The 12,162-nt window shown below is 59.4% G+C and carries 10 protein-coding genes and 1 pseudogene; 3 read left to right on the top strand and 8 right to left on the bottom strand.

Features of this window, described 5'->3' with window-relative positions:
* Positions 1-4: 4 nt before the first annotated feature.
* A complete protein-coding gene (locus HGI47_RS05355; protein WP_168851754.1) occupies positions 5-1,594 on the top strand; it encodes an amidase in 1,590 nt (529 codons plus the stop codon).
* Here HGI47_RS05355 and HGI47_RS05350 read toward each other — a convergent pair.
* From HGI47_RS05350 to HGI47_RS05315, 8 genes and pseudogenes are all read right to left on the bottom strand, one after another.
* Positions 1,560-2,453 carry a LysR substrate-binding domain-containing protein gene (locus tag HGI47_RS05350; protein WP_168851752.1) on the bottom strand — a complete coding sequence of 298 codons (894 nt, stop codon included), beginning with the start codon at positions 2,451-2,453 and terminating at the stop codon, positions 1,560-1,562. The genes HGI47_RS05355 and HGI47_RS05350 overlap by 35 nt on opposite strands.
* A gap of 106 nt (positions 2,454-2,559) precedes the next feature.
* Positions 2,560-3,729 carry an FAD-binding oxidoreductase gene (locus HGI47_RS05345; protein WP_240949992.1) on the bottom strand — a complete coding sequence of 390 codons (1,170 nt, stop codon included), beginning with the start codon at positions 3,727-3,729 and terminating at the stop codon, positions 2,560-2,562.
* A gap of 96 nt (positions 3,730-3,825) precedes the next feature.
* Positions 3,826-4,323, bottom strand: a complete 498-nt coding sequence (locus HGI47_RS05340) for a heme-binding protein (RefSeq protein WP_168851749.1) — start codon at positions 4,321-4,323, stop codon at positions 3,826-3,828.
* Positions 4,324-4,426: 103 nt separating this feature from the next.
* Positions 4,427-4,636: a hypothetical protein gene (locus HGI47_RS22570; RefSeq protein WP_240949991.1), complete on the bottom strand. Its 210-nt coding sequence runs from the start codon at positions 4,634-4,636 to the stop codon at positions 4,427-4,429.
* Positions 4,637-5,044: 408 nt separating this feature from the next.
* Positions 5,045-5,674: pseudogene (locus tag HGI47_RS05330) on the bottom strand (transposase); the annotation flags it as partial.
* 337 nt (positions 5,675-6,011) lie between these two features.
* On the bottom strand, positions 6,012-6,845 hold the full coding sequence (locus HGI47_RS05325) for a DUF1080 domain-containing protein (RefSeq protein WP_168851747.1): 834 nt from the start codon (positions 6,843-6,845) through the stop codon (positions 6,012-6,014).
* Positions 6,846-6,969: 124 nt separating this feature from the next.
* A complete protein-coding gene (locus HGI47_RS05320; protein WP_168851746.1) occupies positions 6,970-7,344 on the bottom strand; it encodes a DUF6379 domain-containing protein in 375 nt (124 codons plus the stop codon).
* Positions 7,345-7,357: 13 nt separating this feature from the next.
* Positions 7,358-8,392, bottom strand: coding sequence for a TIM barrel protein (locus HGI47_RS05315; protein ID WP_168851744.1), 1,035 nt, complete (start codon positions 8,390-8,392; stop codon positions 7,358-7,360).
* Positions 8,393-8,691: 299 nt separating this feature from the next.
* On the opposite strand from HGI47_RS05315, the gene HGI47_RS05310 reads away from it, so the two are divergent.
* Together HGI47_RS05310 and HGI47_RS05305 are read left to right on the top strand one after the other, a co-directional pair.
* Positions 8,692-9,519 carry a nuclear transport factor 2 family protein gene (locus HGI47_RS05310; RefSeq protein ID WP_168851742.1) on the top strand — a complete coding sequence of 276 codons (828 nt, stop codon included), beginning with the start codon at positions 8,692-8,694 and terminating at the stop codon, positions 9,517-9,519.
* 156 nt (positions 9,520-9,675) lie between these two features.
* Positions 9,676-12,102, top strand: a complete 2,427-nt coding sequence (locus tag HGI47_RS05305) for a TonB-dependent receptor (protein WP_168851740.1) — start codon at positions 9,676-9,678, stop codon at positions 12,100-12,102.
* Positions 12,103-12,162 lie beyond the last annotated feature (60 nt).

Below are 12,162 nucleotides of genomic sequence, written 5' to 3'. Positions count from 1 at the left end.
TGTGATGCGTCGCACCATCGTCTTGAAGGCAATTCTTTTGACGCTGTCGGGCGCTTTTTATCCCGGCAGCAGTGCCGCCGCTCGATCGCCCGCGCCGATCCCTCCCGGCGCGGGCGACAGCCAGATCACGCAGATTTCGGCTCGGCTGTCTTCGGGCAAGACTAGCTGCGTGTCCGTCATTGAGGCGCGGCTCGACCGCATCAGGCGGCTCGACGGATCATTGCATGCCGTGACTGCTATTAGTCCTATTGCGCTTGACGAGGCCCAACGTATCGATGCTCTCCCTCGCAGGGCAAGGCGGGCCTTGCCGCTAGCCTGTGTGCCACTGCTGGTGAAGGACAACATCGATGTGGCGGGGATGGTGACCACCTCCGGTTCGGTGGCTCTGGCAGGTAATGTCGCTTCTGATAACGCATGGGTTGTGGCACGGCTCAAGCGAGCCGGGGCGATCGTGGTCGCCAAGACAAATATGTCCGAGTTCGCCTTTAACTACCGGGGGCGATCGTCCATCCGGGGCCAGACGACTAGTCCTTTTGCTTTTTCAGAGAGCGCTGGCGGATCTTCTTCCGGCAACGCGGCTGCGTTGGCCGCCGGGTTCGGAGCAATTGCTCTTGGCACCGACACGTCAGGTTCCGCGCGGGTGCCCGCCGCCTTGTCCGGTTTAGTCGGTTTGCGGCCGACGTTTGGTGCGTTGCCAATGGGCGGCGTGCTGCCGCTCAGCCCCTCGCAGGACGTGATCGGACCAATGTGCACCCACGTCGCTGATTGTGCGGCGGTTTGGTCTGTGCTGACGAGCACACATGACACGCCTGCGGGTCGGCCGCTCAAAAACCTGCGGGTCGGGGTACTATCCGCATTCATGCGGCCAGATGCGAAGGCTGAGACGCAGGCGCTGGAGCGGCTCCGTGCGGCGGGTGCTACCGTAGCCGATATTCATCTGCGTGACGAAACGGTGTTGGTCGGCAAGAACGCTCCCATCGGAGAGACTGCGACATTTGCCAGCCGTTCGGTCTTCGACTTTCCGGGCGTGATGGACGCATATCTGCCTTGGCGTGCTGGAGTTCCCCACGATGCAGGCGCATTACTAGCCGAACTGCGCCACCAGGCCGCAAACGGAAACACCGATCCCCGCGTTGTCGAGGACGTGGCCAAATTCATCACCAATCGCGCAGGCGCGGCACGCGACCCCCGGTTCCGGGTCAATGGCATGTTTCGCGACCGATATGTTGCGGATCGGTTGGACGAAGCGTTCGACTGCACCTCCGGTCGTGCTTGCGTGGACGTAATCGTATACCCATCCGTGCAGGTCCCTTTTGCGACAGCTGACGCCGGGCCTGAGACAGCCGGAACCCACCGACTTGCCGCCTACTCAGGGCGCCCGGCCATTGCCATTCCGATCGGTGCGGTTCTGACAACGGGTGGCTTGCGCCCGGTGTCGCTCGAACTGCTGGGCAGGCGAGGGGACGATCGTCGGCTTCTGGCCATCGCCGCCGCATGGCAGGCGCGCCTTGCGCTGCCCCGGATCATCCCCTGCGAGAGCGCAAAGGCGCTGGTTTGCCTTACTGACCCGGCCCCGAACGCAAGGCGCCATTGAGCGACGAGACAAAATCGCGCACCAGCCGCGCGCGCTGCGCGTCCGGCCGGAACAGGATATAGGCTCGGAAATAGACTGCCGGCTCGTAGGGCTTGATCACTAGTCCGCGCTGTTCGAACCCGTCTGCCGCGAACGGATTGACGAGGCCGAGGCCCACACCTTCCAGAGCTAGCGCGCAGACCGTTAGCGATGCCGGGGTTTCGACCACGATATGGGGGCGGGCGCCGGCAGCTTCGAACGTTTCGGTCATGCGGGCGCGGGCGCGGTCTTCAGGGGCGAGCGCGATGAAGGCCATGTTATCCAAGTCTTCCGCACGGACCACATCCCGGTTTGCGAAAGGATGATCAGGTGGCATCACGCAAACCGCGCGTACACTCTGGAACACGCTGTGGTCTACGCCTGAAAGGTCCACCTCGTCGGCAGCAAGGCCGATGTCGAAATGCTGGTTGACGACGTGGTCGCGTACTGCTGCGGAAGATAGAATCTGCAAAGTGATCGAGACTTGCGGATTGGTCTCGCGGAATTTGCGCACCGCGCGTGGCACGAGTGTAGAGCCCAGTGCTGCAAGGCTGGCAATACGCAGGCTGCCAGATCCGAAATCGCGGATGCGCGCGGCTGAGGCGCGGAGGGTATCCAGACCGGTGAAGGCTTTGGTGACATCGCGGAAAAACAACTCGCCTTCGGGGGTGGCGATGAGGCGACCCTTCACCCGGTCGAACAGCGCGAAGCCCACTCGGTACTCCAGCTCGGAAATAGCCCGGCTGACGGCGGGCTGGGTAATGTTCAGCAACTCTGCGGCGCGGGACGCGGAGCCACCGATCATCAGCGCCTGATAGATTTCGAGTTGTCGGAAATTCATGGAGGACTGATAGTCCTTGGCCGCAAAGCTGTAAATTCTTTGCCGGGCGCCATTGAACGCCGCCCTTGTAGGATGGGGAAGCTTACTCCCGTTCGGACAACGAAGATCATGCGGAAATGTACCGGGTGGGGCGATAGGGTGTGAGAATCGGCGCGGCCACGCCGGTCATGATCTCCTGCGCGGCATAGCGACCAAGGATCGGTGCGAGCGTAATGCCGCTATGCGTGACGACTACATAGGCACCCTCAATACCAGGCACCGGCCCGGCGATCGGTTTGTTGTCGAGTGGGTAGGGGCGGAAGCCGAGCAGAACTTTGGTGGCCTTTGCCTGCGCAATGGCGGGCATGTATTCGGCGGTGCGAGCAATCAGCATGTCTGCGTGGAACTGTTGCAGCGCCGGGTCCGGATAGGCCATCTGGTGCTGCAGGATCTCTGCGTGCTGGGGCAGGTTCGGTGGTCCGCCAGTGAAGCTGGTGAGATAGCGCCCGTCGGCATACTGCTTGAACTCCAGAATGCTGGACGCTTCATACACAAGTTTCGTGGTGACAGGGCGTGGAGCGGTATGAATCACCAGACCCGGCTTGTGTGCAAGTTCCAGATTGCGGTCCATGAGCGCCATGATACGCGGCGTGTCGGTACCAGCCACGCTAACCAGATGATCTAGCGCGAAATCGCCTCTGGTTGTTCTCACACCCGCAATCGCGGCGCCGACGACCTTGATGGCGGTTACTTCGCACGGATAAAGCACCTTGGCCCCGTAGCGCTTGGCTGCAGCCAGATAGCGCTGGGTGGCGAAGACCGGATCTACATGGCCGTCCTTGGCGGTCTGGAAGGCGAGCTTGACCTCGTCGCCGGGAAACACGCCAGGGCTGGCTTGGGTGATGCCCTCGCTGGTGAGATATACTGGCGGATCGTCGGTTGTTTCGAGCAGACTAGCTTTTGTCTGGAGGGAGTCCTTTTTGTCGGCATAGGCCCAGCTGATTGAACCGCCCCAGATCGCATTCATTCCCAGCGTGCGGTCATCGTCGAGCCAAGCGTCCATGCTTTGGAGGCGCAGCTGCATATAGTGCGCGTCGTTGACCACCGGGTTGATCCATGCGACCGACTTTTCCGTGGCGCCTGCAGCGGGTCGAGTCTTCTCGAAGACGATAACCTCTGCACCGGCCTTGGCCAGCTGCGCGGCAACCGAAGCGCCGATCAGGCCGCCACCTATCACGCCGATGCGCAGCTTGCGGCCAGGCTTTGCAAATGCGCCTGCTGCTTGAACGGCGGCCATGGCCGCGAACCCACCAAGAATTGCCCTGCGCTGGAACGTCATGGCACAGTTACTCCAATTGATCCTGATTGATTGTCGTAGGGCGGTGATGCCCCCTTATGGTTTGAACTGCTTTAGCGCGGCAGCAGCCACTTCGCCGTCCTGCGTCGAAGTGCCGCCGCTGATGCCCAGTGCCCCGACGATATTGCCGGCGACGATGACTGGCACGCCACCTTCCAGCGCCAGCGCGCCATCGGCCCCAACATAGGCGAGCGCGCCTGTCGCCGTGGCGTCCTGCAGCACCTTGGTAGGCTTGCGAAAGCGCGCGGCCGTGCGGGCCTTAGCTGGGGCGATCGCAGTGGAGGCATATTGCGTGCGGTCCATCACTTCAAGCAGGATCGGGTCGCCGGAGGGCCCGGCGACAGCCACGGCCATCGCCAGCCCGCGCGCTTGCGCCTCTTCCCGCGCCAAGCGGGCAAGCTTTTGCGCCGCCTTCAAGGTGAGCGGTTCTCCATAGTACAGGCCCTGCTGGGCTGCGGCTGGGCCTGCGTGCAAGGCCGATAGCACAAACATCACGCCATGCGCTGGGGCTGACCAAGTCAGAGAGATAGACATGGAAGAAGGCAACCTTTTCAGACGGGCGAATTTCCTCTTTCCATGTTCGCCTGCCCGGCGATAAGTAACAATGGTCCTTCGGTTGTAAGTCCATGTTTCACGATTATAGGTTTGAACTGATGGGTGCCCCCTGCGAGGGCAGGGCAGCCTGGTGCTTCAAGTAGTTGGTCGCGCCGAGTAGGAGCATGACCTCGTCGCGGCTGAGGACAACAGGCAAGGAGCGCGGGTTTTTCACCGTATAGAGCTTGCGGGACAGATCCGGGCGTTCAATGGTGTGCGTGAAAAAACGCAGCGCAGAAGCGTTGCCGTTCATGGTCGGGATGCCTATGCCCGCTTCGCGCTGTTCGACCTAGAATTGCCGGAGTTCTTCTGCCGTCGCAGTATCGGGGGGGCGCCCAAGATAAGTGGCGAATCTGGCGACATGTTGCACGTAATCAAACTGGGTCTTCCGCGTGAACCGGCGCATGTTCACGTCTTCGATCATGCGCCTACGCAGGGAAGTGACAGGGGCATCAGATAGAACATTGGTCATGAGACGACTCCTTGGTTGAAAGGAGCCGCAATCGTCTGCCTACCTGAACCAGACCTTAGCTTAGACCCGTACCGCCGATCACTGGCCAAGCCTCAAAACAAGCGCCACTCTCGCAATATCGGGGATCGTGTCCCATGGCATGGTGTAGCTTATTGGGCCACCGCCGATTTCGGCATCAGTTTGAACCTGTCATGCTCCGGGTACAGCCGAGAGCATGACGATGGGATTGTCGCTGACTGGGGCCATGGTTTCAAGTGTCATGTAGCGTGCGCGCTGGACGGTCCCTTCATCGGACTGTTCCATGAGGATGGCGCCGATCAGGCGAGTTATGGCCGCTTCGTTGGGGAAGATACCTACGACCTCGGTCCTGCGTTTGATTTCGCCATTCAGGCGCTCGATGGGGTTGGTGCTGTGCAGCTTGGTGCGGTGCTCCTTGGGGAATGTCATGTAGGCCAGCACGTCGGGTTCAGCCAGCATCGTCCATCAAAGCGGGAGCTTTGGCAGTTTTGGCCGCATCTGGTCAGCGACAGAGCGCCATTGCTGGCTCGCGGCCTCGGGCGTTTCCTGAGCAAAGGCGGTGCCGATGAACGCGGACACCACGCGCCGACCGCTCTTGCCGGCATGGGCTAGTGCATTGCGCATGAAGTGGACACGGCAGCGTTGCCAGGTAGCACACAGCAGCTTGGAGACAGCCGCCTTGATGCCTTCGTGGGCATTGGAGATCACCAGCTTCACCTCGCGCAGCCCTCGGCGCGTCAGCTTGCGCAGAAACGCAGTCCAGAAGGGTTCGGCCTCCGATGGCCCGATATCCCTGCCCAGCAGGGAGAGGACTGTCGCATTATCCAGTCTGTGGGGGTATCAATAGGGGTATCTGGCGCGATCGCTGTAAAAAATAAAATATATTCAATGGATTAGGCGGAATCGAAAAATCCCTCCTCCGCTACCATAATTCCTAATTATATCTGATAGTTAGAATTGCTGCGCTTCGCTGCGTTGGAGGCGGATTGCACTGATTTTTAAACTGTGCTGCACTTTGTCACGCGGTCTATATGTCGGCCGTCACGAGCAGAAGCGCCCCTATGCACCACAGCATATGGCGGCTCTATGAGCCGCTCAGGGCCTGCGCATCGCATTCAACCCGCCACTGCTGAATGTTTCAGTAGGAACCTTGCTTCCTTATCAGTGCAATGTCATCGACCGACAAATCCCGGATCATAACATTGCGCATGAACACTTCCGCCGCTTCGAATTCGAGCGCGATGCGGCCTTGCTTGAGCGGCTTGCCATCGCGCCCGATCATGCGAAACAGAGTGTTGACGATGCGTGCGTTGACGAGATGCGCGGCCTGATCTTCAAAGACAACCAAGTCTACGGTGTTCCAGCCATCGATCTTTTCATAATTGCCCGCATGACGGTGCCATTGACGCGCGATTCCTCCGGCAGTGAGCGGATCAGTGTAAGTCGTTGGCAACCCGGGGAAGTAAGTTGGCCAAAGCGGGGTTCCGCCCAGTTGTGGTCCTTGCAGCGCCTTGGTGTTTACCATGATTGCATCACCGATATCGCCTTCTTCGAACTGGAATTCGACGCAATCGGGAAACAGGCGATCAAGCTCAGCGCCCATGTGATACAGCAAGCCTGAATTGCGGCGCTGCCATGCACGCGGCGCAAAGCGGCGCTCGCCAAAGCGAAAGTCCATGCGCAGGTGATAATTGGCGTGGATGGTCTTGGTGGCGATGTGACCGAAACTTGCCTTATCCGGGCCGGTAAAGCTGCTGCCCAACATGTGCAGCACGCCTTTTTCTATTCGGATCGCGTTGTGGCGATCAACGTTGCCTTCGCCGTCCTGATAGATCGTCCAGCCATCGAGGTCGCGGCCGTTGAACAGCGGACGCCATTCCGAAGCAGTATGCGCGGCTAGGGCGATACGGGGTAGCGCGGCAGTGGCCGCCGCGGCGGTCAGGCCATGTAGCAAGGTGCGGCGGGCGAGCATCGGACTTCGCTTTTTGAAGAAATCTTGCCGTCGCAGTGCGGCTCACTGATGACTCAGCGATAAATTTGGGCGCGGTTCGATACCGAGGCCCCCGCGTTTTCGCGGGGGCGCTGCGGATCTTATCTTATGCGGCCAGCGCAAGATCCTTGGTGTCCTTCGTCGTGGGGACGAAGGGCAGGTAGGATACGCGATTGCGCACGGCGAACGTGATCGTGTGGCTACCGGCGGAAAGCCCGCCGTTCAGCACGATGATCTGCGCCTTTTCGCCAAAGTTCCAGCGATTGTCGTAGCAGGTTTCCATTTCATCTAGCGTGTAGGTTTTGCCACGAACGGCAAAGCGCACGGATTCACGCGGCTGAACTTCGCCATCCACGGTAACCTGAATGTCTTCGATCATCGAAAGACCCAGGCCACGGTAGTAGGGCAGGCGCCCAAGGAAGGAAAAGCCACCGTCGACAGACTGAAGGCTGCCTTCGACGATCATCTTGTTGTCCATCATCAGCAGGGTTTCCTTATTCTGCAGCCACGGCCATGAGCGGCGTCTTGATTGTCGGCACTTCGGTTTCGCCCAGCAGCTTGGCGAGCATCACCTGCTGGCGACGGACCTGTTCGACCGAATCCGGCTCTTCGGCATCCTCGATCCAGCGGTTGCCTTCGTATTCCGAGCAGATGTAGCCTTCATAGCCACCCTGCTGCAGCACCTTGACGATTTCGTCATAGGGGATCGAAGGTTCCACGCAGTCTTCGTTCATCTGGTAGAACTTGCCGTGGATATTGTGGATGCGCGGCATGTAGTCGAGCATCCGCTTAGGCTCGAACGCGGCGTTGTGGCGCATGGTTTCCGCCATTGCGATGGCCGGGCCGGTGCCGCCCATCTGCTGCACGTTCAGGATCACGTACTCCGACAGGACGCGGTCTTCATAGGCCTTCTCGATGTAGTCGGCGATGTGTTTGGGCACGCCGATGCGCATGAACTTTTCCTTCCACACGGGCGGGAAAGAAAACAGGAACATGCCCATGTCGGGTAGGAAGCCCAGCGCATCAGAGCCGGATTTTTCAAAGGCTTCGGCGTGGCGGACGATCCACGGATGGTCGAAGTGCAACGGCGCGTGCACCTCGATCAGGATCTTGATGCCCTTTTCTTCGGCATAAGGTGCGGCGGCGACCAGCACTTCCGGCGCGATCGAGACGAGCGCGCGGATATACTTCATGCCAAGGCGCGCGCCGAAATCGATATCGTTTCTGACGCTGGCCACCTGCTCTTCGAAGGGCATCTCGCGGCCCTTGTAGCGCTTGTAATCGAGCATGAAATCGTGGCTGACCGGAGTGCAATCGTACTTTGCGATCAGGCGGTGCCAGTTATCGACATCATCCTGCGCAACGCCACATTCTGGCCAGCCCCAAAAGGTCTGCTCACCGATGATCTCGATGCCCTTTGCACCGAGTTCGGAGCTTACGCGGATGCAGTCCTCAAGGGTCATCTTACCCTGAAAGGTCTCGTTCTGGTAGGAATAGAGGCTTACGCCCCGCTTGATTTTACTGGACACAGGTCACCTCTTGGTGGGTTTTGCGATAGCCGGACACGGGCTGATACGGGGTCAGTGCCGAGTTTGCATGTCGGGGATTGCGCAAGGGCGCACAGCGCCCGCCCTCCGCTCTCTCCTAGGGTCTAATGCCCTCTATTGGAATTTACGTTCTACTAAGTCGGGCCCGTCGTCAAGAGCGTTCAAATGGAGCTTGATCTCAATTTAGAATGATCATACTTATTTTGGTAATGGCGATGATCGGCGCGATCGACACGCCTTTGCGAAGCCCGGCAAAAATGCCTGGTATTGGGAGATTGTGGATGACCGTGAGGAACTTGCAGGCGGCCGTGCTGTGCCTTGCTGCTGTAACCGGCCTTGGTGCGCCAGCGCAGGCGAAAGATGATCTCGGCGCGATAAAGGAGCAGGTGGCGGCGCTTAAGGCCGAAGTTCAAGCTACGCGCGACCGGGGCGCGGTGGAAAATCTGTTCTCCAAATACATGTATCTGCACAATGCCTTTCGCGACACGTATATCATCCCGCTCTGGGCGAAGAAGGGGACGCCGGGCGTCCGCGCCCAGTACAGCAATCTTGGCGTCTACACTGATTGGGATAAGATCATGTCCTACCATCAGGGGCGGCCATCGCCGGTCAGCAAGCTGGTGTTCCACTATGTCACCACGCCCGTGATCGAAGTGGCGGGCGACGGGCAGACCGCGAAGGGGCTGTGGATCGTCAACGGCCTTGAATCCGGCCTTGTCGATGTGGAGCAGGCGAAGAACATGCCTGCGTGGATGTTCGAAAAGGATCTGGTGCAGGGCAAGAAGGTGTGGATGCACAACGTCTACATCAAATACGGCGTCGATTTCATCAAACAGGACGGCCAGTGGAAGATCTGGCATTTCCACTGCTTCGAAGTGGCCCGCGCACCTTATGGCATGGGCTGGATTCCTTTCGCAGCAGCGGCGCAGGACGATGCCTTCAATGTCGACCTGATGTATGTGGGTGATGACGGCAAGCCCGTGTTCATGCCAAAGCCCGATGGGCCTGCAACGATCCTGTCCAACACCTATCGGACCGATACGTCGCAGCGGCTGGAGGTGCGTCCGCCGGAGCCGTACCGCACGTTCAGCGAAACATTCGAATATTGAAGATTGATTGGGCGGCACCGCGTGCGTGCCACCCCACGGTACGCACGCGGAGTTTGAAATAAAATTCTGTGGCGAGATAAAAATAGAATTGCTATACCAAAACCACCATTCGGATTCGCGAACCGGCGAATGTCACCAAGAGGGAGGATGACAGGCATGAAATCTCAATCGATCAGGAATCTGCTGCTCGCAGGCGCGGGGGCAGTCGCGCTTTCCACCCCGGTCATGGCGCAGGACCGCGCCCAATCCACTGCGGCGGAAACGATCGACGCCAACACGATCATTGTTACGGCACAGAACCGCGCGCAGAACGTCAACGACGTTCCGATCGCGATCAATGTCGTGAACGCCGAACAGCTGCAGCAGGCCGGCTTCTCGAACATGAACGATATTGGCAAGATCGCGCCCGCCGTTCAGCTCAACCAGGACCAAGGAACCATCAAGGTCACCGTCCGCGGCGTCGGCACGAACTCGAACGACGAATCGCAGGACACCTCGGTCGTCGTCAACATCGACGGCGAATACATGAACCGCCCGCAGGCACTCAGCATCGCGCTGTTCGATCTGGATCGCGTCGAAGTTCTGCGCGGTCCGCAGGGCACGCTCTATGGCCGCAACTCGACCGGCGGTGCCATCAACTTCATCACCCGCAAACCCGGCAAGGAGTTTGCGGCAAACGCCTCGGCCAGCTATGGCAACTACAACGCCGTGCGGCTTGACGGCGGCGTGACCGTTCCGCTCGGAGAAATCGGCGGCGTCCGCGTTGCCGGCTTCTATGACGAGCACGACGGCTATGTGAAGCACCCGGCTCGCCCGTCCTACAATGCAGGCTATACCTACCCGGCGTTCCCGGGCGCCAGCTCGGACGACAACAAGTCATACGGCGTGCGTGGTTCGGTCCAGCTTGAGCCGACCGATGCGCTCACAGTCTACCTCGCTGGTGAATATGCGAAGCGCGAATTCACGCCGCAGGCCTTTGCCGCAGCTGACCTCAACGCAGCAGGTGTTCGTCCGACCAACGCCAGCTGCACCACTGCCAGCGGCTTCACGCCCGTCGCGCCTGTCTATGCATCGGCGCTTGGCCAAGTGCTGTGCATTCCCAACGAGACGAACTTGCTTGCAGGGATCAACCGAGGCGAGTACGCCGCACCTGCTTTCGGTCTCGGCAAGCTGACGCAGGATACTTACGCCATCCGTGGTCGCGTAGCCTATGAGGTCAGCGATGCCCTTACGATCTCGTACATCGGCGGCTACCGCAAGTTTGAAGGTACGCCGGGCCAGTTCCTGACGCTGCCGGTCACCTATCGCTCGTTCAACTGGGATCAGCGCACCAGTACGCAGAGCCACGAACTGCGCCTAAATGGTGAAGTAAACGGCATCACCTATCAGGTCGGCGGCTTCTACTTCAAGGAAACCGTCAACGCCGAAAGCAGCTTCGTCACCACTTTCGGTCCGAATGTCGTGACGCTATCCTACTTCGATCGCGACATCACCAGCGAGAGCAAGTCGGCCTTTGGTCAGGTCGAAGTGCCGCTCGGCGAAACGCTGACTGCCGTTGGTGGCCTGCGCTATACAGAGAACTCGCGCGATGCGCTCTATCGCAATGCGACGCCGTTCGGTGCTGGCCCGCCCGATCCGCTCTTGTTCAATGGTGCAATCACCCCCAAGAGCTTCACTGATCTTCGTTTCAAGACGATCTTCCCGCTTTCCAGCAAGGAAGACAAGATCACATGGCTTGCTGGCCTGAACTACAAGCCGAATGCCGATACGCTGGTGTTCGCCAAGGTTTCGACCGGCTTCAAGGGCGGCGGTTTTGACTCGATCGGTGATTACAAGCCCGAAACGAATACTGCCTACGAAATGGGCTGGAAGCAGACCTTTGGGGACCGCAGCCAGCACCAGTTCAATCTCGGTGGATTCTACTACGATTACAAGGATCTGCAGGTTTCGGTCCTGCTCGACACCACCGTTGGCGGCCAGACCTTCAACGCAGGCAAGGCCAAGATCTGGGGCATCGAGGCGTCAGCCGACTTCGCGCTCAGCGACAACGACCGCTTCCACGCCTCGGCCAATTACCTGAACGCCGAGTACAAGGAATTGTTTGCACAGTTCAACGTGTACTGCCTTCCTGCCACAGGACGCCCGCAAAGCGTGTGTGACAGTCGCAACGGCATCGGTGATCTTGATCCGGTCACACCGGGCGCACAGCAGCCGAACTTTGCGGGTAACCGCCCGCCGTTCTCGCCGGAATGGGTGATTACCGCAGGTTACGATCATATCTTCAACTTGGGCAGCGCTGGAACCGTGCGGGCCAGTGCAAATACCACGTTCAAGAGTAAGTATTTCACTGACTTCTACAACTACCGGGATGGCACGCAGAAGGCCTTCACGCAGACGGACGTCAGCCTTGAGTACAAGCCCGAAAACGAGCGCTTCTCGATCACGGCCTTCGCCAAGAACCTCGAGAACGAACGCCCGCTGACCTACGGTAGCTTCGTTTCGGCAGGTCCGAACGACGACGTGTTCAACTGGCAATTCGGTACGCCGCGGACTTACGGCGTCCGCCTCGCGGTTGATTTCTAAGTCTTCGCTGCGTTACAAATGGAGAAGGGGAGCGCATCGCTGCTCCCCTTTTTCGTTATC

Origin of the sequence: Novosphingobium sp. ERN07 (genome assembly GCF_012641335.1) — a bacterium.
Classification (GTDB): Bacteria; Pseudomonadota; Alphaproteobacteria; order Sphingomonadales; family Sphingomonadaceae; genus Novosphingobium.
Note: the sequence above shows the minus strand (reverse complement) of the source record. Positions and strands in the feature narration are given on the sequence as shown.